The organism is uncultured Umboniibacter sp. (assembly GCF_947497555.1).
Taxonomy (GTDB): domain Bacteria; phylum Pseudomonadota; class Gammaproteobacteria; order Pseudomonadales; family DSM-25080; genus Umboniibacter.
The window spans coordinates 342,066-367,964 of sequence record NZ_CANMGY010000001.1; the positions used below are offsets into that span (position 1 = coordinate 342,066).

Genomic DNA, 25,899 nt, shown 5'->3' on the forward strand with positions numbered 1-25,899 from the left:
ACATTGTACACCAGCTAGTAGGTTTCGTCAGCGTTTACAAACAGCAAACTAAGTAGCTTTCAGGACTTATTTTGAATCGCCGAGACGCGTACAATAGCTAAAAATCTTGGGCATCCTATGAGTATCATTCTTCAAGCAACTGAACCACTTAGCTGGCAGCAACAACTACAGCAGGCCTACACCAGCCGCAAGACATTGTTAGCGGCCGTTGACGTTGACGACGATCAGCTCGAAGAGCATGCCATTAGCTTCCAACTGCTGGTGCCTAAAGCCTTTGCGAATAGAATCGTCAAAGGTGACGCCAAGGATCCTATTCTCGCTCAAATTCTAACTGTGGGCGAGGAATTAATTGAACATCCCGATTACTCCGCCGACCCGCTCGCCGAAGCCGATTTCACGGTTGCACCTGGCATTATTCACAAGTATCGTTCGCGTATTTTATTGGTCCTTAGTGGGAAATGTGCCGTTAACTGTCGCTACTGTTTCCGCCGACATTTTCCCTACGAAGATAATCGCTTATCAACTACACAATGGCAGAGTTCGTTGGCCTACCTAAACAACCACCCCGAGGTAAACGAAGTAATTTTAAGTGGCGGCGACCCACTGATGCAGAACGACAAAAGCCTCTGCTCTTTAATTGAGGCCATTGAAGCTTACCCACAAATTAAGCGAGTCCGAATCCATACTCGGCTACCCCTGGTGATTCCCGCCCGAGTGACCGACGAACTTTGCACCCTATTACAGCAGACCCGCCTCAATACGCAGCTTGTCTGGCATATTAATCACGCCAACGAGATCGATACTGAGGTTGGTAACGCCGCCGCTAAGCTCCAACAGGCTGGCGTTAGACAATTCAACCAGAGTGTTTTACTAAAAGGTGTCAACGACAATGCACAGACTCTCGCTGATCTTAGCGAAAAGCTCGACGACATTAACATTCAGCCCTACTACCTCCACCTTCTAGATCGAGTTCAAGGCGCAGCGCATTTTCAAATTAGCGCCAAGAGAGCTGCTGAAATTTATCAGCAGCTCTGTGCCACGCTACCCGGAACATTAACGCCAAAACTCAGCAAAGAAGAGTCGGGCGGTAGCGCGAAAACTGTTTTTGGCAACGGTATTTAACAGACACCTAATAATGTGATCCATCGCCAAAAAAACTACTACTTAACAACTCGTTTATTCGCTACCATAGAATTAACTGACAGTTAGGTAGGCTATGGACACTTCAAATAGAATTCGCCTCTTGGTAGCGAACCAAGATGAACATGAATCCACTCGTTTGATTTCTATGCTGGAAAGCGCCGGAATTAACCTGCGCCCTCAGCATGTAAACTCTCCAGAACTACTAGAGAAACTAACTTCCGATCAAACCTGGGATCTCTGTATTGTTGACGCCGACAATGAAGCTTTGAGTTATCGAGAAGTACTCCAAGGCTTTCGTAAGCAGCGGCTAGACATTCCTACCTTAGTTCTGTGCCATGAAGAGGATCACGCCACCACCATCATTCAGGCACTCAAATTGGGGGCTGTTGACACCATCAAACATGATCATGACCAGCACCTAATCGCCGTGGTGAAGCGAGAATTTGACAACCGTCAGCATCGTCAATTACGCCGTCAAGCTGAGCTCAAACAACAACTATCGGATGCCAAGGCTGCCAACTTACTCGACGACCTCCGAACGCCCACTGCCTATCTTCAGGATGGTATGTTTCTCTACTCGAATAACGCTTTTCTTGAACTATTCAGCTTCGAAGACGAGGACGACCTCATTGTCACACCCATCGCCGAATTGGTTCCGGATGTTAAGCATCTAAAACAACTTTCCAAGTTAGCCACGGGCGAAGACGCTGCTGAGCAAAAGCAAATAAACACTCAAGTAACGACAAGTGCGGGCGAGAGCTTCGAGGCCGTAATACTTGTTCGCACCACTGAATATGACGGTGAAGCCTGTAACGAAATCGTTATCCCTAGCCATCGATTGAATTTCGGTGAGCAGGTTGTTGCCGCGACAGAATTCGAAATGCCAACACTAATGGAACGACGACAGTTCGTTGAACGCACACAGCAAGCGATGACGGACACTCAAGATGGTAAACGCCATCAGTTATGTTATTTCGAAGCTCCGGATTATAGCGAGGCTACAAGCCCCTTTGATTTAGGTGAACGCGAGCAATTATTAGAAGAGATGGCTTCGTACCTGAAGGCTAACTACGATAACATCGGTATTTGGGGTAATCTTGGTGATGGTAAATTCTGCCTCATCAGCCAATACCCAAATGAAACAGCCTGTCTCGCGGAACTCGAAGTGGTCATAGCTGGGCTTGATAAGCAAGTCTGGGAGTGCGGCAGCAAATCGACTCGCCTGCATCTTCGTGCCGGAATTTGTCAAATTAGCAACATCCACGAAACGGTTGACGATTTACTTTCCGCCGCTCGCGAAGCTCAGTCAGTCGCCGTAAAGCTCAGTGATAGAGCCTCAATATTTGAATTTGCTGACGATGCGCAACCGGAACTTACTACTGAGGACATCGTCGCTCGTGTTCAGAGTGCCTTGGCTGATGATCGCTTCAAATTACTCTTTCAGCCAATCATCAACATTCATGGCAACACTCAGGAGCTCTATGAGGTGTTGCTACGACTGATTGACGAGGACGGTAACGAAGTAAGCCCCGCCGAGTGGCGCGAGCAAGTGGCGAAGAGTGGGCTAGGCGCGCTCATCGATCGCTGGGTTATTCGTGAATCGGCAAAGAAACTTGCCCTTCATCTGCGCGATGGTCACGACACTAAGCTGTTGATTAACCTTTCGGAGGCAGCACTTCAGGATGACGGACTACCTGCATTTCTAGGTAGTCTATTCAATGCGGCCGGCTTGCCGCGTGAAAGCCTGGTTATGCAGCTAAGTGAGAAGGAAGTTAATCGCAACCTTAAGAGCGCTGCAAAGTTGACGGAATCCCTTGCTGGCCTTCAGTGTCAAGCAGCACTAACCCATTTTGGTTCGTCGTTGAACCCGTTCGAAACCTTGAACCATCTAATTATCGACTGGGTTAAAGTCGACGCCTCTTATACCAAAGAACTTCAGGAGGGTGGTGATACCAAAGTACTGCAATCACTCCTCACTCGCCTCCACGAAGAAGAACGTGAATCAATTATTCCAATGGTTGAAAACGCCGCCATTATTAACAAATTGTGGCAGTCTGGCGCCAAGCACATCCAGGGCTATTACGTTCAGTCCCCGAGCAATGAAATGGTCCACGACTTCGAACTTTACTAACTTTCAAAATGATTGATGAATGGCCAGAAGCTCCCAGCATTTTGCGAGGCTGCAGCGGCCGGCGCCCATTGATTAATATTAACCCATAATACTCATCCACCTAAGCAACCCTTCACTGTCAATCACTTGCAGAGAATCCGGCTCTCAACTACGATGAGTTCTAGGTTATTAACGCAGTACACTTAACGAGTATAAGTGTGGTATAACAAACAAATAAAATATCAACTGCATCTATTTTACCTGTGTAGCGTCTAAACTAGGACGATAATTACAGAAAGGACCAACAAACATGGCACTGAAGCGAAAAGCTCTTGCGACTGCACTACTTGTATCACTTAGCCCCCTAAGCATAGCTGATGACCTAATTGAAGTTTACCAACGCGCTCTAGAAAACGATCCAACCCTGCGTGCCGCTCAAGCTACCTACCGCGCTAACATTGAGCAGGAAAATATTAGTTTCTCTAGCTTACTACCTCAGGTAAGTGCTTCCGCGAATTACACGATGATTGATCGCGAGCGAGAAGAAGGCACTATAACCACTCAATCCCAGTCAGATAATTATGGTTGGAGCGTTAGTGCTTCACAGACGGTTTTCGATGCCAACCGTTGGTTTAGCTTTCGCTCTTCCGAATTTCTCACTGTCTCGGCAGAAGCTCAATTTGCCGCTGACCAACAGGACTTAATCGTTCGGGTAGTTCAAGCATATCTTGATGTACTCCGTGCCGTTTCTGACTTAGAAACTTCTAAGGCCGAAGAAACCGCTCTGACGCGCCAGTACGAACAAACCCAACAGCGCTATGATGTTGGCTTAATCGCTATTACCGATGTTTACGAAGCCCGCTCTACCTTAGATGGAGTCATTGCTAATCGCATTCAACTTGACGGCCAAGTGGCGGTGAAATTCGAAGCATTGGAAGCGATCACAGGGCAACCTGAATCGAGTGTAGCTCCGCTGATGTCCGAGTTCCCCATTACTCAGCCCGTTCCGTCTTCACCAACACCTTGGGTAGCGGCATCGTTAGAAAACAATCTCAACCTCAAGGTTTCCATGGCACAGATGAATGCTGCTGAGCGAACCGCGTCTGCTACGAGCTGGAATAGAGGCCCGAAGGCAACGTTGTCAGCCGACTATGGGCAATCCACCGCTGAGATTGAATCTCCTATTGCTTCGGAAACTGATATTGACGGCTGGACTGCGACACTGAGCGTAAGCATACCGCTATTCGCTGGCGGTGGTTTGAACGCCTCGAGTCGCCAGGCTCACGAGCAGTTCAACGCTGCGAAAGAGCGACACGTAGGTACTCAGCGTGCGGTTACTCAGCAAGCTCGCTCTACCTATCTTACCGCGACTACTGGTGTCGCAACGGTTGATGCGCGCAAGCAAGCAATCATTTCAGCACAGAGCTCATTGGATGCTACCCAGGCAGGCTATGAAGTGGGCACCCGAAATATTGTTGATGTGTTGAACGCTCAACAGGCACTTTTCCGCGCTCAGTCTAACTTCAGTAACGCGCGATTCGACTATATCATTTCCCTACTTCAACTTAAGCAGGTTGCAGGCAGTTTGAGCCCTGAAGATATTCAGCGCTTGAATAACTGGCTGGACTCAGAAAATGAATTAAATCGCGTTGATCTTTCATCGTACTAAACTGTTCGTCTCATCCTATTGAGATTGTCTTACGTCAGTTTTGCGTAAATGATCGAAGTAAAAAAAGGGGTCTTAGTTATTAACTAAGACCCCTTTTTCACGCTATCTTCATATTCGTGCGTTAATGCCGAACGCGCCTCCCCGTCAGAATCACTTCATAACAGCATGGTAAGATTGCTTGATTGGAATGTAATAGGTACAGCCAAAAAACTACTAAAACTGAGATTTGATTCCTATAACAAGGCGAGTATGCATTGCAATTGCATCACTAGCGCACCACGCTTAGTGTCTAAAAACGCCGCCGAACCATCACCTTTCTCTTTACACATTCGCGCATCGGCCACAAGGGACTGCAAGTACTCAGCTAAAGCTGCACTGTTAGCAACAATTTCAAGCGCTCCGGCGGCTCTCATCTCCGTACAAATAGCCTCAAAGTTATGCACATGCGGCCCACTCACTACTGGGATTCCCCATACTGCAGGCTCCAATACATTGTGACCGCCATGTTCGATGAGGCTGCCACCAACGAATGCCGCTGAGCTTGCACCGAAAAGCACCATCATTTCGCCCATGGTATCGCCCACATAGATCGCTGTGACCTCTTCGGGCAACTTGCCAGATGAACGCCTCACGGTAGGCGCTGACTTAGCGGCCAGCTGTGCGACTTGATCGAACCGTTCTGGGTGACGAGGCACCAACACTAGCAACGCATCGGGAACCAGCGTGCGAAGCGCAAGATGAGCGTCGATAATTTGCTCGTCCTCTCCCCGGTGAGTGCTTGCTGCAACCCAGACGAAGCGACCGCCAAATTGTTGCTTGAGTGCTTCGGCGGCGCTGAGCTGAGGTGGCGTAATCCTAATATCAAATTTAACACTACCTACCTCATGTACTTTCTCTGGCAGCGCTCCAAGCTCAACGAAGCGCTGTGCATCACTGTGATGCTGGGCTAAAATTGCCTCAAAGCTGGTGAGCATTGGCTTCGTGATTCGCGGCAGCTTTGCGTAGCCTTGCGAAGACTTCTCGGATAGACGAGCATTAGCAAGCACTGAAGGCACACAACGAAGTGCTAAACCAGCAATGAGGTTGGGCCACAGTTCAGTTTCCATCATCACCGCTATGGTCGGCTCCCAATGACGGAGAAAACGTTTTACACAGCCCGGTGTATCCCAAGGGCAATAGACGTGTTCAACCCGGTCACCAAAAATTGCCTTAACCCGATCGGATCCCGTTGGGGTGGTAGTGGTTATCAGCACTCTATTCACTCGTTCGTCCGCCATCACCGCCTCAATTAAAGGCGCCGCGGCAATGGTTTCACCCACACTAACGGTATGAAACCAGACTAAGGAGCCTTCTGGACGAGGGCACTTGCTGTAGCCCATCCGCTCGGACCAACGCGCTCGGTAGGCCGGCGATTGACGACCCTTCAACCAGAGCCTCAGAACAAGAGCGGGCAAGAGTAGGGTTATTAAAATGCTGTAAAATGTGCGGCCCATTCGAGCTTCCGTCAATTAGTTGAATAGAGGTAGTTTAGCGAATATCGATGGCTGCGCCTAACGCTTCGTTGACAGTAGATAGCTTTTTGCGCTCTAGTAGCGCTAAAGCTAGGAGATATAAATGAATACCGCATGGATTTTTGGCGCCACGGGCGCCACCGGACAAGCTCTTATCACACTCATCGTCGAACAGCAGAATTTTAGTGAGGTGGTGTGTATTAATCGTCGACCACTGGCCGAACGGCCGGCCGGAGTGACTGAGCAAATTGTTAGCGAATTATCACCTGAATCCGTGAGCGAACTAGCGGGTTCACCTGATAGTGTCTTCATCTGTCTGGGAACCACGCTTGCTAACGCAGGCAGCAAAGCGGCGTTCAAGCGTATTGATTTAGATCTCATCTGCGCGGTAGGTAAGTGGTGCTTAGATCACCAAGTTAAGCAGGTTCACCTAATTAGTGCTGTAGGCGCAAATCGCAGCGCTATGAGCTTCTATTCACGCATAAAGGGCGAAACTGAGGATTATTTTCAATCGCTCAAACTACCTATTCTGACCATTTACCGACCAAGTATACTGACCCAAGCTACGCGAAGTGATGAGCGGTTTGGAGAGAAGTGGGCGGCACGAATTATCGCGATCTTTGACTGGCTACCGCTCTTCGCTGGTATTCGACGCGTGCCTGTCAAAACACTGGCACACGCCATGCTTAGCGCCGATGAAAAGCGCCTTAACGGCACTATTTCATCAACTCAGATTCAGCAACTTGGGAAGGCTAGCGATTAACCCGCCCCTCAATAATTGCGTCGACCACGGAAGGGTCTGCAAGGGTTGAAGTATCTCCTAAGGTATCAATCTCATTGCACGCTACCTTGCGCAAAATACGGCGCATAATCTTCCCAGAGCGTGTTTTCGGCAGTCCCGGCGCAATTTGAATGATGTCTGGCTTCGCAATCGCACCAATTTCCTGAGTGCAGATTTGGCGAAGCTCCTGTTGGAGTTCGTCAGTAACTTCTGCACCGGTCATCAGGGTCACGTAGGCATAGATGCCCTGACCTTTGATGTCATGAGGGTAGCCAACCACGGCAGCTTCGTTAATCGAAGTGTGCTCAACCAATGCGCTTTCTACTTCTGCAGTACCCATCCGGTGACCGGAAACGTTTAAGACATCATCAACGCGACCAGTAATCCAGTAGTAGCCATCTTCATCCCGGCGAGCACCGTCGCCCGCAAAGTAGTAGCCCGGGTAAGTGGTATAGTAGGTATCGATACAACGCTTGTGATCACCGTAAACAGAGCGGATCTGGCTTGGCCACGTGTTCTTAATAACAAGAGAACCTTCGCCCGGACCTTCTACCTCTTTACCGTCTCCGTCTAACAACGCAGGTATGACACCAAAGAATGGACGCGTTGCCGAGCCCGGTTTTAGGTCCGTAGCACCAGGTAGCGGCGTTAGCATGTGCGCACCCGTTTCCGTTTGCCACCAAGTATCAACGATTGGACAACGAGTCTCACCCACTACGTCGTGGTACCACTGCCACGCTTCGGGGTTGATAGGCTCTCCTACCGTACCCAATAGACGCAAGCTCTTGCGACTTGAGCGAGTTACATATTCGTTCCCAGCGCCCATGAGTGCTCGAATGGCGGTAGGGGCCGTGTAAAATATAGCCACATTATGCTTATCGCAGATATCCCAGCAGCGCCCTGCATCAGGGTAAGTTGGCACACCTTCAAACATTAATGACGTTGCACCGTTAGCCAGTGGGCCGTAAACGATATATGAGTGGCCGGTAACCCAACCTACATCGGCGGTACACCAATACACATCACCCTCTTGATAATCGAAGGTGTATTTGAAAGTCATTGCCGCCTGAAGCAGGTAACCGGCGGTGGTATGAAGTACGCCCTTAGGCGTCCCAGTGGAGCCGGACGTATACAGAATAAACAGCGGATCTTCCGCAGCCATTTGTTCCGCCACGCAAAGCGTACTCACCTTCGCAGTTGCCTCGTGATACCACACATCACGGTCGTCATTCCACGCTACATCCGCACCGGTGCGCTGCACCACGATGCTTGTATGGACACTAGGGCAACTTTCCAATGCTAGGTCAGCATTGACTTTAAGCGGCACCTGGCGCCCACCGCGAACACCTTCATCAGCAGTGATTAATGCGCTACACGTGGCATCATTGATTCGATCCTTCAGCGCCTCAGGAGAGAAACCACCGAAGACAACGGAGTGAATTGCGCCAATTCGGGCACACGCTAACATTGCGTAGGTTGCCTCAGGAATCATTGGCATATATATACAGACGCGATCACCTTTGGCAACACCCCGTTGGCGCAGTACGTTCGCCAATTTATTCACTTCGTCGGACAGCATTTGATAGCTAATGTGCTTGCTGTCTTCAGGATTATCGCCCTCCCAAATCAGTGCAGTCTGATCAGCGCGTTCAGGAAGATGACGGTCAATACAGTTTTCGGATACGTTTAGTGTGCCGCCTTCAAACCAAGCCGCTTCGCCCTGAGCAAAGTCCTGACGCATTACCGAATCCCACTTGCGACTAAAACTCAGAAATTCCTCAGCCTGTTCGGCCCAGAATTTTTCGGGCTCATTAACCGACTTAGCGTACATCGCTTCATAACGCGAGTGATCACAGTGTGTGTTGGCTGTATCCGCTTCAGATACCTTACGAATTGCGTGTGCAATCATCGTGAATTACCTCAATTTATTGTTATCTTATGGGGAGCAATATAACGAAAATTGATCAATTTTAAAAGCCAGCTGTAATAAATTTACAAGAATTTATAGTCATAATGTCGTGACACTAGCAATGACACAAAATGTCTACAGGCTAGTTGTTCAAGCAATCTGAATCATCAAGCTACAAGGCATACGGTGTGAAGAAGAAATGGGAATTAGATCTATTTGTAATTTTATTACAGATAGGAACTTAACTGATAACCAATTGGATTACAGGCTAATTTCGATATTATCAATGAGACGTGTATTACCTAAATAAACCGCCACTAGCACTACGAGATTACGATCATCAAGGCCAGCAGGCTCTAAGTCATGATTGCGACGGATACTAAAGTAGTCAATACGCATCCCGCTATTAATCAAATGCGCCTCAGCCGCCTGTTCAATTGCACCAAAGTCTCTCCGGCCTTCGTCGAGCATTCCCTTGGCAAGACACAAACTCTGATAAACTTCTGCGGCAACGGGTCGCTCATATTCATCAAGATAGCCGTTTCGCGAAGAAAGCGCCAAACCGTCATGATCCCGAGCAATTGGGGCTGCCACAATCTCGATAGGCAAACATAAATCCGTGGTCATCTTACGAATTACAGCTAACTGCTGGTAATCCTTAATGCCAAAAATGGCCACATCGGGTTGAACCATATTAAAGAGCTTAGCCACGATAGTGGTCACCCCCTCAAAGTGACCGGGGCGACTGGCACCACAGAGGATATCAGTCATTGTCGGCACACTAACCCGCGTCTGATTTGCCATACCCGTTGGGTAGACTTCAGTTTCCTTCGGGTACAACAGGAAGTCACAGGCTGCAGACTCCAATTTTTCACAGTCGGGTTCGAATGTACGAGGATACTGCTCCCAGTCTTCGTTTAACCCAAACTGCAGCGGGTTGACGAAAATACTCGCCACCACCACATCAGAATGCTCCCGAGCTAAGCGAACTAACTGCAAGTGCCCTTCATGAAGATTGCCCATGGTCGGCACAAAACTGACGCGTTTGCCCTGCCCACGATACGTTGCTAGTGCCGAACGCAGTTCGGAGATGGATTCGATTACTTTCATAGCGTTGTGTTACTCGTCGTAGTCCCCGCCGTATTGATCTGGCGAGAGATTTTCGAAACGAGAGAGCTTACCAACGAAGGCGACACGCGTGGTGCCAATAGGACCATTACGCTGTTTACCAATAATCAATTCGGCCACGCCGCGATCAGGACTATCTTCGTTGTATACCTCATCTCGATAGATGAACATAATGATATCAGCATCCTGCTCAATTGCTCCGGATTCGCGCAAATCTGAGTTAACCGGCCGTTTATTCGGACGCTGCTCCAAGGAGCGGTTGAGCTGACTCAGCGCCAACATAGGGCACTTAAACTCTCGAGCAATGGCTTTTAGGGACCGAGAAATCTCGGAAATCTCTTGAGTACGACCTTCGCTAAAGCCAGAAATTCGCATCAACTGAAGGTAATCCACCATCACCATGGCCACCTTGCCATGCTCGCGCTCAATCCTACGCAGACGCGCACGGATATCAGCAGGTGACAGGCCCGGGGTATCATCAATAAACAATTTGGTATCGCGAAGCTGCTCAATCGCAGCCGTAAGCTTTGGCCAATCATCATGTTCCAATTGCCCAGTACGAATTCGCGTTTGATCTATCCGCCCCACCGAAGCCAACATTCGCATCATCAACTGTTCCGCCGGCATCTCTAAGCTAAACACACAAACCGGCTGTGACTGACTTAAGGCCGCCTTCTCAACGGTGTTCATCGCGAGCGTGGTTTTACCCATCGATGGACGAGCAGCAATGATCACCAAGTCCTGATCCTGCCAACCTGAGGTCATATCATCAAGGCTATCCCAACCTGTGGACAAACCCGTCAGCCCGTCCTCTGACTCAAATAATTCGGTAATTTTTTCTACTGACTTATCTAGTAGTTCTTTGGCATCTAACCAGCCACCCTGCTTGGGTCGATTCTCTGCAATATCGGCAACTTTACGTTCTGCTAACTGAAGGAGTGAATCTGAATCCATCCCAGCCGGCGCTAAACTAGTACGAGAGATCTCATTAGCCGCAGTAATCAGCTGCCGAACGGTTGCGCGCTCACGAACAATGTTCGCGTACGCCATAATATTTGAAGTAGAAGGAGTACTCTCGGCCATTTCCGAGAGGTAAACTAAACCACCAGCACGACCCAGCTCATCGCGAGCATCAAGGGACTCCGACAGCGTGATGATGTCAAACGGTTGCGAACGCTCATGCAGACTTTGCATGGCGCTGAAGATCAATCGATGACGATCAATAAAGAAGTCATCCTCAGTTACCACTTCCATCACGTTATCAAGATGACCATTCTCAATCATCAATCCACCGATAACGGCAACTTCAGCTTCCTCTGAATGGGGTAGTGAGGGGCGCTCGGTTAACGGCGCTTCAACTTCGTAATCTTCCATTTAGTTTCCCAGATACAAAAAAGGCACTCCTAAGAGTGCCTGATTTTGAAGTAAATTTCTGCTTTTTAAAACAAAAATATTACTCAGCAGCTACCACAACAGTGATAGTCGCAGATACTTCAGTGTGAACCTGAATAGCTACTTCGAAAGTACCGATTTCGCGTAGTGGGCCTTCCGGCATGCGAACTTCAGACTTTTCAATAGCTACGCCAGCAGCAACTGCTGCGTCAGCGATATCACGGTTACCAATTGAACCGAATAGCTTACCTTCGTCACCAGCATTGGCTTCGAGGGTAAGAGTCAATTCATTTAGCTGTACAGCGCGAGCTTCAGCTTCAGCTAATTTAGCTGCCGCTGCTGCTTCTAGTTCTGCACGACGTGTTTCAAATTCAGCAACGTTAGTTGCGTTAGCTGGAACAGCTTTGCCGAACGGGAACAGGAAGTTACGAGCGAAGCCCGATTTAACATTCACTTGGTCACCGATAGAGCCCAGCTTGCCAACTTTTTCTAAAAGAATCACTTGCATGGTGAATATCCTTTTAAGTTATGTCGCCGCATGGCGAGCTCTAGAATTAACGCTTGTGCGCATCCGTGTAAGGCAAAAGAGCCAAGTAACGAGCGCGTTTGATAGCGGTCGCCAACTGACGCTGGTATTTAGCCTTAGTGCCGGTGATACGGCTTGGGACAATCTTGCCAGTCTCAGAGACATAAGCTTTAAGAGTGTCTAAATCTTTATAGTCGATCTGCTTCACACCTTCAGCGGTGAATTTGCAGAACTTACGACGACGGAAAAAACGTGCCATTTTAACTCTCCTTATTCTTCGCCTTCGGCTGCAGGCGTCTCAGCGGCTGGAGCTGGTGCTTCAGTTGCTGCTTCTGCAGGTGCTTCAGTTCGTTCGCGACGTGGACGGTCAGAAACCTTCTTACGATCACGAGATTCTTTTTCGCTCTTGGCGATTGGAGATTCACCAGTAACAGCTTCGTTCATGCTAACAACCATGTTACGCAAAACAGCGTCATTGTAACGGAAGTTAGTAGTAAGCTCTTCTAGTGCTTCAAGCGTACATTCAACGTTCATTAGAACGTAATGTGCTTTGTGAATCTTGTTGATTGAGTATGCCATCTGACGACGACCCCAATCTTCAAGACGGTGAACCTGGCCGCCATCTTTCTCGATGCTAGCTGTGTAGCGCTCGATCATAGCAGGCACCTGTTCGCTTTGATCTGGGTGTACCAGAAATACGATTTCGTAGTGACGCATTGTAGCTCCTTACGGATTAAACAGCCTGCGAACTCAACCATGGAGAACGTAGGCAAGGAGAGATAACCGAACCATTACGGCTATCAAGGCGCGCGATATTAAGGCATTTGAGGATAATGTGCAAGTTTCAACCAAGGTCGAAGCTAGGGAATTTCGCCTATCCTAGAATTGGCGTCAGTAAGCGTGAGTATTGAAACAGACACAATCCTCTGCACCCGACTGCACTGAAGTCTATGAGTGACTAATCTGACTTCTCAGCCTGGATTTCGGGAGGGAGTTGATCTCGGTAAGTTTCCATACATTGCTGATAACTGACGTCTAGGTCTTCACCGGGCTCGGGCGGTCGATAACCCTGAATCGCAGCGCGATTGGCAGGCTCGCACCAAAACTGCGCGTAGTCAGACTCATTTTCTGGATCATACTCATGATAAACACAGCCATTGAGACTAGCGATAGTCACCACCGCTGCCAGCAAGATCGAAAAACTGTAATGTCTAATTCGCAATAACATAGCCCGTGACCTTAAGAGGCGAACAACCCGAGTGACGATCTCACTCCCCGATTAGCAAAAAGTATTAAGATATAACGCTTCCACTTTCTCGCGCGCCCACGGCGTACGCCGAAGAAACTTCAATGACGACTTAATAGAAGGATCACTCTTAAAGCAGTTGATGTTAATTCTCTCAGCAAGCCCTTGCCAATGGTAGTGCTCCACAAGACTACGTAATAACGCTTCTAAGGTAATCCCATGCAGCGGATTGTTAGGCTGTTCATTGGTCATCCAAGCACTCCTCCATTAACAAGCCCCAGCAGAATGACTGCACCCTAACAGAGCTTGATAGCGACGACTGAGAACTCAGCCCCTACACTTCGCTATCCAAAACGATGGTTAGTTCGACTTACGTACAAATTTTGACTTCAACATCATGGCGCCTGAACCATCAACTTTACAGTCAATATCATGATCACCATCCACGAAGCGCTTAATGACGGCCTTGGTACCTACCTTGAGTACCGTAGAGCTTCCTTTCACTTTCAGATCTTTAATCAGCGTTACTTTATCGCCTTCAGCCAACGCATTACCCACGGCGTCCTTAAGAGAAATAGCGTCTTCATCTGGGGCGTTAGGGTCCCATTCGTGTCCACATTCAGGGCAGATAAATAGCGCCTGGTCTTGATAGACATATTCTGAACTGCACTGAGGGCAGGGAGGTAGCGTGTCACTCATGACAAATCCTTGGTTAAATCAGTTCCATAGCGGTGACCGATGTATGACGGTTAGGCAAATCATTCAATGTTAGAGAGTGTAGCTGATTTGGCCACTTCACACTATGCCAGCTACCCAAATACCATCCCAAGCTAAGCGACGTTCGTCATTCATCTCATCTAGGCTAACGACGTGCCTGCAAGGTCGCTATTTGGCAAATGCGGTTTTATCATCTTCGACACCATAATTAGTTAGAGTTCTGCTGGATTCATGGCTAATTGAACCACCAAAGGACTAACTCAAATAGAATACAAACTATTTACTCATCACTTAAGTTTGACAGCGATGCTGAAATTCTTCTCCGAATACACCGTCATTACTGGAATCAAAGATAAATCTACGAAGTCCATTGCAACTAACCTAGGTAGTTATTCGTACTAAAACTGAAGTAATAGCTGAAATTTTAATTAGAGTTCAATATAATTCAACTGATAACAAATAAAACTAATCCAAGCGAACATTAGCTACTCAATGAAATCCGAGGGGGATTACATGCGTAAGACAACGCTAAGCCAAGCAATTGGCATGGTGACTATTGGCCTAATGGCCAATACACACGCTCAAATTGAAGAGGTCGTGGTGACTGCAACAAAGCGAGCCGAAAACGCACAGGACGTACCTGTGGCGGTAGAAGCTATCACCGAAGAGTCTCTTGAACAGTTCGGCATTTCAAATTTCACTGACTACCTAGTCCATTTACCCGGCGTTACAGCTGGCGGTAGCGGTCCTGGACAGAATACCGTTTACATTCGCGGTGTAGCTTCTACCACTCCCAACCTTACCACCGCCGGTGTGGCAGGTTTAGCGCCTAACGTTGCGCTTTACTTAGATGAACAACCACTGTCTCAGCCTGGACGTAACTTAGATGTTTACGCGGCAGACATGTCTCGAGTCGAAGTTCTATCAGGCCCACAAGGCACGCTTTTTGGTGCTAGCTCACAGGCTGGTCTGATGCGCTTGATTACCAACAAACCGGACCCTACAGATCAATACGGTAAGCTTAAGTTGGGCGCCGCGAGTACGAGTGGCGGTGACGCAAGCAATAATGTAGAAGTTATGTATAACCTTCCCATCAGTGATGGCCTGACAGTCCGAGCGGTACTCTATCGCGATGACCAAGGCGGATACATTGATAACGTAGCGTCAACGATTGACCTATCTGATAGCGGTCGATTCCGCTCGGCAGGTACCGTTCGCGCCAATGGTGTTCCAGTTAGCGCCGGTCGCGGTGGGTTTCAGGCGGGGCAAGACCTAAGCAACGTTGATTTTCTTCAGGCTGATAATGCCGAGTTTGTTGAAGAAGACTTTAATGGCGTTGTGTACGAAGGGGCTCGCGTTAGCGCGCTGTTCGACATTGCCGAGAACTGGGAGCTACTTCTAGGCTTTGGTACGCAAACGATTGAAGCGGATGGCGTGTTCTCAGCTGATCCTGAGTTGGATGACTATGAGATCGCCAGCTTTACGGATAACCAGCTTGAAGATTCATTTGATAACTATAACTGGACCTTGACGGGCGAATTCGCGGACCTAGAAATGGTCTACACCGGTGCGTACACCAGTCGCAACACCGAACAAACCGTTGACTACACAGACTACCTCTTCGTAGGTCAGTACCTGCCCTACTACCTGTGTGATTACAGTGTGGTTTATCCTGGAGCTGCAGGTCCGGTCGGCACCTGTCAGGCGCCTAATCTACTGGTTGACGTGACCAGCGAAACCACAGTTCAAACCCACGAATTCCGTATTAGCACGGATCAAACTGCCTCGATTCGAGCAACTGCAGGTTTGTTTTATAGCGATCTTGAGCTGAAGGAATTTAACGATTTCGACTATGCCAACTCAATTTATATTGACGGTGGTTTAGGGTTCGTAGATAACTATGCCTTTGATACCGGATATCGTTCAGATGCCGGTGCGTTCCCGCCAGGGGTTATCTTCCGAAACGACATTCTTCGTACCGATGAACAGTATGGCATTTTCGGTGAAGTCACCTTCGATTTAAGTGATACCCTATCCGCCATCTTAGGCGCTCGTTACTATGACGTCAGTGTAGATATGGAAGGTAGCGCAAACTCATCTTTCTGTAATCGCGCCCTGTTCTTCACAGAAGATATGGAGGCCTATGGCACCGATATCAGCGATCTATACAATGGCGACGGTGAGTTCACTGACCGCAGGGATTGTAGCGGCAACCAAACCACCTATACTCCGGATACTGTTGATGCCAATACGCCAGCATATGTGGTCGCGGCATTAAACGCACCAGACAAAGCCCACACCTCCGGCACCATTTTTAAGGCTACCTTAAACTGGCGCCCAATGGATGACGCTCTTTATTATGCAACCTTTTCAGAAGGTTTCCGCCCAGGCCTATTGAACCGCCCTGGCGGTGCTTCAAACGGGCAGGGTTTCACGGTGCCGTTCGCGCTCGATACCGATGAGGTGAAGAACTATGAATTCGGTTGGAAAACTGAGTGGCTAGATCGCACAGTTCGCTTCAATGGTAGCTTATTCTTCGTTGATATCAGTCGCCTACAAACTACTATTTTCGACCCATCAATCACCAACTTATTCTTTGCGGATAACGCAGCGAATGCCGAAGTTTTTGGTCTTGAAGGCGATGTAGTTTGGGCTCCATTGAACATTGAAGGATTGATGGTTAATGCCTCATTCTCAATGCTCGATACTGAAATCACCGAAGTATTGACGCCAACTGACGACGTAAACAAAGGCGACTCACTGGCTTTCGCACCAGAACTTCAGGTTACCCTCTCGGCTCGCTATGAGTGGCCGGTTTTCGAGAACTTCACTGCCCACGTTATGCCACACGCTTCTTATTCTGACACGGTGTATACGGATATCATTGATATCAACCGCTTAGAACTAGATTCTTGGATGCTGTTGGGACTAACGGCCGGCGTGAGCGCCGACGAGTGGACCCTTGAAGGCTACATTGACAATCTTAGCGATGAGAAGGCCGAAATTTCCGGTAATTTCAACTTCGACCGCGCGCGCATCAATTACGCTCGCCCTCGCACGATTGGTGTTAGAATGAGCTACTCATTCTAAATCACTAGTCCATGTGCCGCAGATACTGCGGCACATGACTTTCTCGGAGTTACACTTGAACAACCTGGACCTAGCTGAGACACACCAACAACTCGAGCAATTACTGCGCGCTAAACAATACCAAACTGCGATTCGTCAAGCCGAGCAAGCGCTAGTTCTTTTTCCCGATGATCCTCATTTATTATACCTAGGCGCTGTAGCGGCACGTTACGACCGTCAGTTCGATATTGCACAGCAACTTATTGACCAGCTCCTCAGTAAAGATCCAAGTTTTGGCAGAGCCTATCAAGAAAAGGCACACCAACTCAGAGATCAGGATCAATTAGATTCCGCCTATCATTTTTACCAACTTGCCGTGCGCCACAACAATGCATTAGTTGCAGCATGGACCGAAATGACCCGCGCCGAACAGCGTCGTGGTGACCTCGTTGCAGCGCAGATCTCCCAACAGCAAGTCAACTATCTATCAAGCTTAGTAAAACCCCTTCAAGTCGCGCTAGACCACTGCAACGAAGGTCGCTACGTCAAGGCAGAGAAACTTTGTCGTCTCGTTTTATCTAAGCAACCCAAGAATATCGAAGCGATGCGGCTATTAGCCGAGATTGGCATTAAGCTTGGCGCGATGGACGACGCCGAGACCTTACTCGAGCACGCCGCAACTTGGGCACCTGAGAACCTTAGAGTTCGCACCGAGTACGTGCAGTTACTTCGCAAACGTCAGAAATACGAGGCCGCTCTAGCTGAGAGCAATAAGCTTCATCAGGCATTCCCCGACAACAGTCAATGTCAAGCCATCTACGCTATAGAGCTCATGCAAGTTAGCCGCTACGATGAAGCGATTGCGATGTTCAATATTATTCTTCTTAAGCAACCTAATGACCCCATTACACTGGTATCTAAGGCTCATGCATTAAAAACCAAGGGCCAGCAAGCCGAAGCCGTTGCCTGTTATCGCCAAGCAATTGAAGCGAAGCCTGAACATGGTGAGGCTTGGTATTCACTCGCCAATCTTAAGATGATTGATTTTAGTGATGATGAAGTTGCGCAAATGAAGGAATTGATGACTAAGCGCCAGGAACTCGCCGGCATTGATCAAACCTATTTGAGTTTCGCTCTTGGCAAGGCAATGGAGGATAGAGAGGCCTTTAGCGAATCCTTCAATTATTACTCGCAGGGTTGTGAACTTAAGAAGCAGCAGTCTAATTATCGCGGCGACGCAATTACTGATGAAGTGGACCGTCAAATAGCCAATATCGACTTCAAGTTTGCGAACACATCCACTCAACTCGGCGCCCAAGCAAATGATCCTATCTTTATCGTAGGTCTACCCCGAGCTGGTTCTACTTTGCTAGAACAAATCTTAGCCTCGCACAGTCAAGTTGACGGCACGCTAGAGCTACCGAACATCCTCGCACTGGTTCATCAACTTAGACGCGGTACCGATCAGAATCCGGCGGGGAATTATCCCGAGTGCATTAAGGATCTTTCAGCTGATGAACTCAGAGCATTTGGCCAAGCTTATATTGACGACACTCAGGTGCACCGTGAGGACGCGCCCTTCTTTATTGATAAGATGCCGAACAACTTCCGTCACATTGGCTTAATTAAAAGCATTCTACCCAACGCAAAAATTATTGACGCTCGACGTCATCCCATGGCCTGTTGCTTCTCTGGTTTCAAACAATTATTCGCTGAAGGCCAAGAGTTCTCCTATTCCCTGGCAGATATTGGCCACTATTACGCTGATTATATTCGCCTAATGGATCACTGGCACAGCATTTACCCGGGTGAGATTTTGACCGTGAACTACGAAGACGTGGTAGATGATTTAGCTGGCCAAGTACAGTCTATTCTAAACTACTGCGAACTACCCTTTGAAGCGACCTGTATAGACTTCCACAGTAATCAGCGCTCAGTACGAACCGCCAGTTCTGAACAGGTGCGAAAGCCTATTTACCGTCAAGGGGTTGACCAATGGCGTAACTTCGAACCATGGTTAGGTGAATTAAAGAATGCGCTGGGCAGGGCTTATCTGGATTAGAATTCAGAGGCTCCGCGAGCACTTATTAAGGTTGTATCGACTCGGAGAATTCGCTAATTAACGATACATTCAAAAGACTGCAGTTCTAGCTGCCAGTCCCCGTCATCATCGATTCGATACAAACGGTCGTACTGACTCTCATCCAGATCTTCTACCTTGCCGGAGGTAATTAACCTAAATAGCTGCGGAGTGGTATTGGAATGGCCCACTACTAACACATCTCCCTCATACGTAGCCAGAGCGCGGGAAAAACTTGCGAGATCCCTTGGGTTATATTCTTGCAGTGTTAAATGATGATCCTGAGCGACGGGAGCAGCCGTTTCGCGCGTTCGCAGATAGGGCGTAGTGAAGACTGCCGTGATCGGAACTGACGAAAAGTATAACGCCAACCACTGGGCGCGTTGCCTACCACAATCGGTAAGGCCCGGATCCTCGCCTTCCAGTTTTTCTGCATGCCGAACGAGGTAGATATCGGCCGCTACGTCCGCGGGGACCATCATCGATAAACTCATTGCCGCTAACGCGACGCGGGATAGTGAAAGCTTCAGCGATAATTTTCGGAACAGGCCTTGTACGAATACGTGAAAAAGGTCCATTTTAATCCTCGTTAGTGGGGGTGTTACTTTACGCTCTTGGTCCAGATAGCGAAAGTCTTCGCTACGACACTGAGGGTCGTGTCGTGTTAGCTAAGCTGGATTTCACACCATCCTCGGGCGGGGACGCCACCGGTATCATGGCAACTTTACTTGCAACGTCTATCGCCAAGCTTGGCGCCGAGGTCCATTTGCCACCAAAGACATTACATAACCTTCCAACCACTTCAATCTCTGCTTCACGTGAAGCTTTAGACATACCCTCACCGGATTGCACAATAGGTCTAACTCCAGAGGTCGTCGCCACCACATCGTCAGGACTTAAGGCTCGTTTGAAATAGCGATTGTAAATCTGACTCAGATAGCTCTTTTCATCCGCGCTAATTCCCGTATTGGCCGGGCCAGCTTGGCTCACCTCAGTAGTACCAAAGAGAGTTTTACCGTCGAGAGGCAGCGCAAAAACTACGCGTTTCGCATCATCCTGTAGCACCACGCCATGAGCTATCTGCCTATCAATGATCAAATGACTGCCACGAACGTAATCCAAATGAAAGCGACTGCTAATCCCCGAAGTCCTCAGGATGTTACTTGCCCATGGGCCGGCCGCGTTAACCACCTTATCAAAATGCAGGTTCTCGCCTTCAAGCAATTCCACCTCACCATCAACACTAAGACGGCTCACTACACACTGTGTCTTGATCGTTACGCCCAAAGTTTTAAGCTCGCTAATAATTTCCATCATCAGCGCTTGATCGTCCATCATGACGTCAAAGTAACTCCACGCCCCCACTAAATCGCCATGTTTTGCATCGGGAAAGCGGGTCATGTACTGATAGCGACTCCACCAGCGACTAGCACCCAGTGAATATCGCCCGCTTAGCCACTGGTAGAGTTTTACTCCGGCGCCAATTAGCCAACGACTGCGAGTTTGATTGCGGTGGATGGGGATGAAATTCTCGACTACCCGCGTGTGCTGCGGGTAGCGTTTAAGCCAACTGGAGCGTTCCATCAGCGCATGGTAGACAAATCGCAGCTGCCCGTGTTCTAAGTACCGCAGCCCTCCGTGAAGCATCCTAGATGAAGCCGACGAAGTTGCCTGCCCAAGTTCGGCACGTTCAATAAGCGTTACGGCGTTACCTTTAAGTGCAAGCTCGCGAGCAATACACAGTCCGTTTATACCACCGCCGACGACACCAATCTTTATCGCATTTTTTGATTTATTAGGCACCAGAAAACTCCCCTTTGATACCTTAAATTTAGCAGCCTATTAGCTCCTACGCTCGACATTTTTATCAATGGTCGAAAATGCGGTTGAATGGCCTTGGGTAGTCGCCAAAACGAAAAAAGCCCACACTGAGGTGGACTTTACATTAGTTAAGCGGCTTAAGATCTTTTCTAGAACTCGTATCGAAGTCCTAAGCTATAGCTACTACCCACAGTTTGCTCAACGATCGCTGTGTCACCTTGCTGGAACTCAACCTTTTCGTCCAATACGTTCTGAACTTTTAAGCGGATACGTAGTTCATCAAGCGGAAACACATCCACGTTGAGATCCAGCGAGTTAAACGGCTGTTCATAGGCGTCTGGAGCACCCGCTCGTCCTGCGAAGACGAGTCGTTCACCAGCGATATTGTAAACCATGTTCGCGGCAATCAAACCACCATCTGAGTCATAGCCTAGTGTGGCATTCGCCACCCATTCAGAATGACCGTTCATACGTCGGTTGTTATTAGTTAGGCCGATATCAGTTTCTGAAATTTGAATTTCAGAATCTGATAGCGTCACGTTACCACTAACAAAAAGACCTGAACTGATGGCGGACAAGTCCTTTAACGCTTCGAACTCAACCCCGTAAACCTCTGCTGAGTCAGCGTTAACAAAGCCAATCACCACATTGTCATCAGAGCCCGGTCGCTGGATAGCTTCGATCGGCGCGCTGATATCTTTGTAGAACAGCGTAGAAGTAAAACTATCGCCATTATCAAAGAACCATTCAAACCGCAGATCCGCATTACTGAGATCAGAAGGTTCCAACAGTGGGTTACCCACAACTCGGAATTCGGTAATGGTATCAATATACGTGGCGTCAGAAACTTCACGTAAATCGGGTCGCACTACCGTTTGCGAGAGCGAAGTGCGTACCTGAAAGGTTTCAGCGCCTAAGAAGTTGTCACTGCTATAAGTAAGCGCTAAAGAGGGATACCAATCATCGGAGATACTAAAAGAATCAGCAATCTCTTGTTCCGTCATGCCGATAGGATCACTCGTATAGTTCAGGCTGTCATAGGGCAGCGAGAACTGAGTGTACTCTTCCCAGCGAATGCCAGCGTTTAAGCGCCAGGCCTCGGAAAATCGAACATCCAAACTTCCCCAACCCGCGTGACTCTCAAGGAAAGCGACATAACTCTCAGAACCGATACCACCGGTACGGAAACCTAGTCCGCTAGTCACATCACCCAAACTCGCGTCATCAAAGATTCGATCTGGTAACGTGAGCACATCACCGGTGTCGCGAAGGTCCGCTGCAGTTTGCACCCCTGCGGTACTAATATTAGTTGGCAGGTACTCGAAATTACGCACCTTCATCCAGTAGTCGTAGCCGCCGCTTAGGGTCCATTCGCTGCCACCTAAGGTGTCACCCACCTCAAGCTCCCAGCCGTAGCTTTCGACCTCATCTTCAAGGCTAGTCCAGTTAAACGATGCAACGCTAGACGACGAGCGTATTGCCGAACTCATTAGCTCGCCCGCAGAATTCAAGCTATCTAGCCCTAAAATTGAGACCTCTCCTGGTACATCACTCGTAGCCGTGGCATCCGAATAGTACCAACCTGCGCCGATACGATCGAACAGGAACAAATCGTCAAACCGATGACTGCCCCGCACCTGATTTACGAATAACTCACGCTGCTCATAGCGAGTCGCCCATTCACGTTCGCGGTTGCCATCTGCCAAGATGGTGTTTAAGTCGTTACCAACCGCTACTCGTGTTTCGTCTTCGGTGTTACGAAGAAAGAGAGAGCTAAACAACACTTGATGGTCATTGGTATAGCGCAAACCTACGTTGAACGCGCCGGTTAGGGATATTTCGTTAACGGTACGCTGAGTGTCCGTGTAAATATCATCCGGTTGCGCCCAGTCTTTGGTCATACGATCTTTGTTGCGCCACTTACTATCTTGTCCCGCGAGCGCCATGAAGCCAATCTCTAGATCATCGGTCAGGAAAAAGTTGTTTCCTAAGGTCAGTTTTGCATTGAGATCTGGGTCTAGGGACTCCTGCTGAATCGCAAAATTTCGATCTAGGCTCGCAGCAAAAGATTGATTAATCGCCACGGCATCATTACGTGTGGCCGAGATATCCGAGCTGCGGAGCGTGTTGAAGATATTCGAAACACTTAAATCTCCACGATAGTCAGATAGCCCCTGACTAATAGCGCTTGGAAACGCCATGCTATCAGACGCTGCACCTAGACTGTCACCGCCGTTGGCATTCGTAAAGCCATCTTTTGACGCGCTGTTGAAGCCCGTTGACACATCCAGATTCAGAACGAAGTCGTCTGGAATGCCCTTAGTACGAATATTGATGTTACCGCCGCCGAAGGCCGCTGGTAGGTCTGCACTGTAGGACTTTTGAATGACCATCGAATCGATGATATCTGCCGGGAAGATGTCCAATGGCAGAACATTTCGACTGAAGTCAGGCGAGGGAACCTGTGCTCCATTCAGCTGGGTAGACGAGTAGCGCTCGCCCAGACCGCGAACATAGACATATTTCCCGCCTAATAGTGTTAGACCTGGAACTCGGCGCAGCGCCGCGGCAAGGTCTGAGTCACCGGCTCTGGAAATTGTCTCCGAGCTCAGAATGTCAACCTGATGAGACTCTTCAATTCGCTCTACGATAAGTTGCTCAGCAGCGTCACGTTGACGACCCGTGACCAGAACCTCTTCAATGGGTGCCGGGCGATCAGGATCAACCCCGGATTGCGCCATTGCAGCGGGACTGCTTACCAGTGCCAATCCAATCGCTGAGGCAAGAGCAGAAGGAGTAAATAAATTCGGCTTCATGAGCTTAAACCTATTATTGTTACATGAATGAAAAGGAAAGAAGGGTGAGGCGCCAAGCACCCCGCCCTTTGCGATTGGCAATTAGTTGCTTACGCCAGCTGGAAGTGAATCAAGTCCCACTGTCCATCCTGCAGTCCAGTCATCTCCGTCTTTTACCGCACCAATGAAGTCTGAATCATCAAAGCGAGTATCAATGGCGGTTAGCGTCACTGGGCTAGCTCCTAGCGTTTCAGTAGCGCTTACGTAACCATTTCGAATTGATTGAATCTCAGCGAGGTCCATCGTTACCGCGTTATCATTACCGCTAACAAAGGTCGCCATGTCGGCAATGGTGTTGCCGTCGATGTCCTCAGTACCTGGATCCTTAAGTGGCTCGGAACCCGCGAAGATGTTTCCTTTTAGTTCAATGCGACCCTGTGATGCTTGATAAGGCGCGCCATCGTCAAATTCAACGAGCTCATTTGATTCACCCGTTGTGTTGAAGGTGGTGACAATCGAGTTGTATAAACCACCGTTGAAACCTTTGCGGAACAACACCCCTTCAGAATCACCGTGGGTACCGCCAGCGCTCTCGTCCGATGCCGAGGTTAGGCAAGTCATGTTCGCGATTTTTACATCCGTATAAGGCATCAGCGAATGCCACATTTCTTCCTGATTACCTGCACCTGAAGCCTTGCTCTGACCATCGGCCTCAATACAGCGGTTACCGTCAGTCTCTTCATGGACAATCAATGCGTACTGAACAACACCTGTGTGTCCGTCAGTGAAATCTAATGAGTCATCATCTACGTAGCTCAATACCGCATGTGATACCGACACGTCACCACCGAAGAATTCCAAACCGTCATCGTAGGTGCTGTAGACCTGAACATAATCCACTTCAGTGTTGCCACCTACCGCGTAGAAGCTAATGCCGTTTAGCTCGTCACCTTCTGATACTTCGAAGCCTGAGTGCTTAACGACTACGTAATTCATCGCGCCGGAGCTCTCGTCATTGTTGTTGCCGCCGTAATAAGACGGAACACCTTCGGTTTGCACTGCGCAAGTTGCGTTAGTGCGCTGGTCTTCAGTACAGGCCTGAGTGATACCGTTACCATTCAGCTGTAAACCACCCCACTGCTGGCGAGCATTTTCTGCGTTATTACTATCTTCAATATCGGCAATAGAGGTGAACGTGATCGGTGCATCAACGGCGCCGCGAGCAATGATCTGCGAACCACGATTGATGCGTAGGAAGGTACCTTCTGGGAACGCCAAGGTAGCGCCTTGGTTAACAAATAGAACTGGACCTTCTGGTGCACCGCCTTGATCTACTGGCGCGTTACCAGCCGAAAGCACTGTGCCTGCAATGGAATTATCTACGTCTTGACCCATCTCTAGGGCACCAGCGAACTTGTGTACACCGCCGCTTTCCAATGTACTAAAGGTCACATCAGCCATCACCGGCTTGCCAGCGCGAGCGAATTCTAATGAGTACGAGCAGTTACCATCCGATAGATACTCACCTTGGAAAGTTGTCCCGTTTAAGTCGTATGCTGCACACGGGTTGGTGACACCACCGCCAGAATCACCGCCAGAATCGCCACCGTTAACGGTGTTGCCGACGTTCAATTCTACATCACTACCACATGCAGCCAGGACGGTAGAAAGGCTCACTGCGAGAAAAAGTTTGTTGTGTTTCATGGTTCTCTCCAAAACAATTATCAGTTCAGCCAAACGGCTTAGTTATTTTTGAAACTGGTAATAGCTTGGCGCGCCAAGATGACAGTGGGATGTCGGGAATGTTGCAGAAGGATGAAAGCTTTATTGCGAAATTATGACAACATTTTATCGAGCTAGGGTTAGTATTGGCAGATTCGCGATGCTTCCGCCTTTGACGATATTATTGCGTAGCTTTTGGCACTGATTATCGACGATCTGTCACGCTAAAATTGGCTTCTGAGAGTAGCATCTGACTTCCGGCTGCAGCCAAGTTAATTCT

Annotated in this window: 20 protein-coding genes; 6 read left to right on the forward strand and 14 right to left on the reverse strand. The window is 48.7% G+C overall.

The window, feature by feature from the left end; genetic code table 11:
• The first annotated feature begins 117 nt into the window (after window positions 1-117).
• The 3 genes from epmB (at window position 118) to Q0698_RS01530 (ending at window position 4,922) form a co-directional block, all read left to right on the forward strand.
• Window positions 118-1,122 carry an EF-P beta-lysylation protein EpmB gene (gene epmB / locus Q0698_RS01520; RefSeq protein WP_298633032.1) on the forward strand — a complete coding sequence of 335 codons (1,005 nt, stop codon included), beginning with the start codon at window positions 118-120 and terminating at the stop codon, window positions 1,120-1,122.
• Between the two features lie 94 nt (window positions 1,123-1,216).
• Window positions 1,217-3,274 (forward strand): EAL domain-containing protein, encoded by a 2,058-nt coding sequence (locus Q0698_RS01525; RefSeq protein WP_298633034.1) that lies wholly within the window; start codon window positions 1,217-1,219, stop codon window positions 3,272-3,274.
• Window positions 3,275-3,563: 289 nt separating this feature from the next.
• Window positions 3,564-4,922 (forward strand): TolC family outer membrane protein, encoded by a 1,359-nt coding sequence (locus tag Q0698_RS01530; RefSeq protein WP_298633035.1) that lies wholly within the window; start codon window positions 3,564-3,566, stop codon window positions 4,920-4,922.
• 233 nt (window positions 4,923-5,155) lie between these two features.
• Here Q0698_RS01530 and waaA read toward each other — a convergent pair whose 3' ends face one another.
• Window positions 5,156-6,415, reverse strand: coding sequence for a lipid IV(A) 3-deoxy-D-manno-octulosonic acid transferase (gene waaA, locus Q0698_RS01535; protein ID WP_298633037.1), 1,260 nt, complete (start codon window positions 6,413-6,415; stop codon window positions 5,156-5,158).
• 121 nt (window positions 6,416-6,536) lie between these two features.
• Between waaA and Q0698_RS01540 the strand changes: the two genes are divergently transcribed.
• Window positions 6,537-7,196 carry an NAD(P)H-binding protein gene (locus Q0698_RS01540; RefSeq protein WP_298633039.1) on the forward strand — a complete coding sequence of 220 codons (660 nt, stop codon included), beginning with the start codon at window positions 6,537-6,539 and terminating at the stop codon, window positions 7,194-7,196.
• On the opposite strand, the gene acs is transcribed toward Q0698_RS01540, so the two are convergent.
• The 9 genes from acs to Q0698_RS01585 all read right to left on the reverse strand — a co-directional run bounded on the left by acs (window position 7,186) and on the right by Q0698_RS01585 (window position 14,114).
• Window positions 7,186-9,123 carry an acetate--CoA ligase gene (gene acs / locus Q0698_RS01545; RefSeq protein ID WP_298633041.1) on the reverse strand — a complete coding sequence of 646 codons (1,938 nt, stop codon included), beginning with the start codon at window positions 9,121-9,123 and terminating at the stop codon, window positions 7,186-7,188. The two genes, Q0698_RS01540 and acs, sit on opposite strands and share 11 nt — an antisense overlap.
• A gap of 261 nt (window positions 9,124-9,384) precedes the next feature.
• Complete coding sequence (gene panC / locus Q0698_RS01550) at window positions 9,385-10,233, reverse strand: pantoate--beta-alanine ligase (protein WP_298633043.1); 849 nt, start codon at window positions 10,231-10,233, stop codon at window positions 9,385-9,387.
• Between the two features lie 9 nt (window positions 10,234-10,242).
• Window positions 10,243-11,625, reverse strand: coding sequence for a replicative DNA helicase (dnaB, locus tag Q0698_RS01555; RefSeq protein ID WP_298633045.1), 1,383 nt, complete (start codon window positions 11,623-11,625; stop codon window positions 10,243-10,245).
• A gap of 79 nt (window positions 11,626-11,704) precedes the next feature.
• Entirely contained in the window at window positions 11,705-12,151 is a 447-nt protein-coding gene (gene rplI / locus Q0698_RS01560; protein WP_298633047.1) for a 50S ribosomal protein L9, read from the reverse strand.
• Window positions 12,152-12,197: 46 nt separating this feature from the next.
• Entirely contained in the window at window positions 12,198-12,428 is a 231-nt protein-coding gene (rpsR, locus tag Q0698_RS01565) for a 30S ribosomal protein S18 (RefSeq protein WP_121875657.1), read from the reverse strand.
• An 11-nt stretch (window positions 12,429-12,439) separates the two neighbouring features.
• Complete coding sequence (gene rpsF, locus Q0698_RS01570) at window positions 12,440-12,886, reverse strand: 30S ribosomal protein S6 (protein WP_298633053.1); 447 nt, start codon at window positions 12,884-12,886, stop codon at window positions 12,440-12,442.
• Window positions 12,887-13,127: 241 nt separating this feature from the next.
• Window positions 13,128-13,397, reverse strand: a complete 270-nt coding sequence (locus Q0698_RS01575; RefSeq protein WP_298633055.1) for a hypothetical protein — start codon at window positions 13,395-13,397, stop codon at window positions 13,128-13,130.
• Window positions 13,398-13,448: 51 nt separating this feature from the next.
• The gene (locus Q0698_RS01580; RefSeq protein ID WP_298633057.1) at window positions 13,449-13,667 is read right to left on the reverse strand and encodes a VF530 family protein; all 219 of its coding nucleotides are present in this window, start codon (window positions 13,665-13,667) and stop codon (window positions 13,449-13,451) included.
• A 108-nt stretch (window positions 13,668-13,775) separates the two neighbouring features.
• Entirely contained in the window at window positions 13,776-14,114 is a 339-nt protein-coding gene (locus Q0698_RS01585; protein ID WP_298633059.1) for a zinc ribbon domain-containing protein YjdM, read from the reverse strand.
• A gap of 531 nt (window positions 14,115-14,645) precedes the next feature.
• Between Q0698_RS01585 and Q0698_RS01590 the strand changes: the two genes are divergently transcribed.
• Both Q0698_RS01590 and Q0698_RS01595 read left to right on the forward strand, forming a co-directional pair.
• Window positions 14,646-17,222, forward strand: coding sequence for a TonB-dependent receptor (locus tag Q0698_RS01590; protein WP_298633061.1), 2,577 nt, complete (start codon window positions 14,646-14,648; stop codon window positions 17,220-17,222).
• 55 nt (window positions 17,223-17,277) lie between these two features.
• A complete protein-coding gene (locus tag Q0698_RS01595) occupies window positions 17,278-19,263 on the forward strand; it encodes a tetratricopeptide repeat-containing sulfotransferase family protein (RefSeq protein ID WP_298633063.1) in 1,986 nt (661 codons plus the stop codon).
• Between the two features lie 53 nt (window positions 19,264-19,316).
• Here Q0698_RS01595 and Q0698_RS01600 read toward each other — a convergent pair whose 3' ends face one another.
• The 4 genes from Q0698_RS01600 to Q0698_RS01615 all read right to left on the reverse strand — a co-directional run bounded on the left by Q0698_RS01600 (window position 19,317) and on the right by Q0698_RS01615 (window position 25,601).
• Window positions 19,317-19,859 carry a phosphoglycerate mutase family protein gene (locus tag Q0698_RS01600; RefSeq protein ID WP_298633065.1) on the reverse strand — a complete coding sequence of 181 codons (543 nt, stop codon included), beginning with the start codon at window positions 19,857-19,859 and terminating at the stop codon, window positions 19,317-19,319.
• Between the two features lie 61 nt (window positions 19,860-19,920).
• A complete protein-coding gene (locus tag Q0698_RS01605; RefSeq protein WP_298633067.1) occupies window positions 19,921-21,084 on the reverse strand; it encodes an FAD-dependent oxidoreductase in 1,164 nt (387 codons plus the stop codon).
• Window positions 21,085-21,251: 167 nt separating this feature from the next.
• Window positions 21,252-23,918, reverse strand: a complete 2,667-nt coding sequence (locus Q0698_RS01610) for a TonB-dependent receptor (protein ID WP_298633068.1) — start codon at window positions 23,916-23,918, stop codon at window positions 21,252-21,254.
• An 81-nt stretch (window positions 23,919-23,999) separates the two neighbouring features.
• Window positions 24,000-25,601 (reverse strand): hypothetical protein, encoded by a 1,602-nt coding sequence (locus Q0698_RS01615; protein ID WP_298633069.1) that lies wholly within the window; start codon window positions 25,599-25,601, stop codon window positions 24,000-24,002.
• Between the last annotated feature and the right edge of the window lie 298 nt (window positions 25,602-25,899).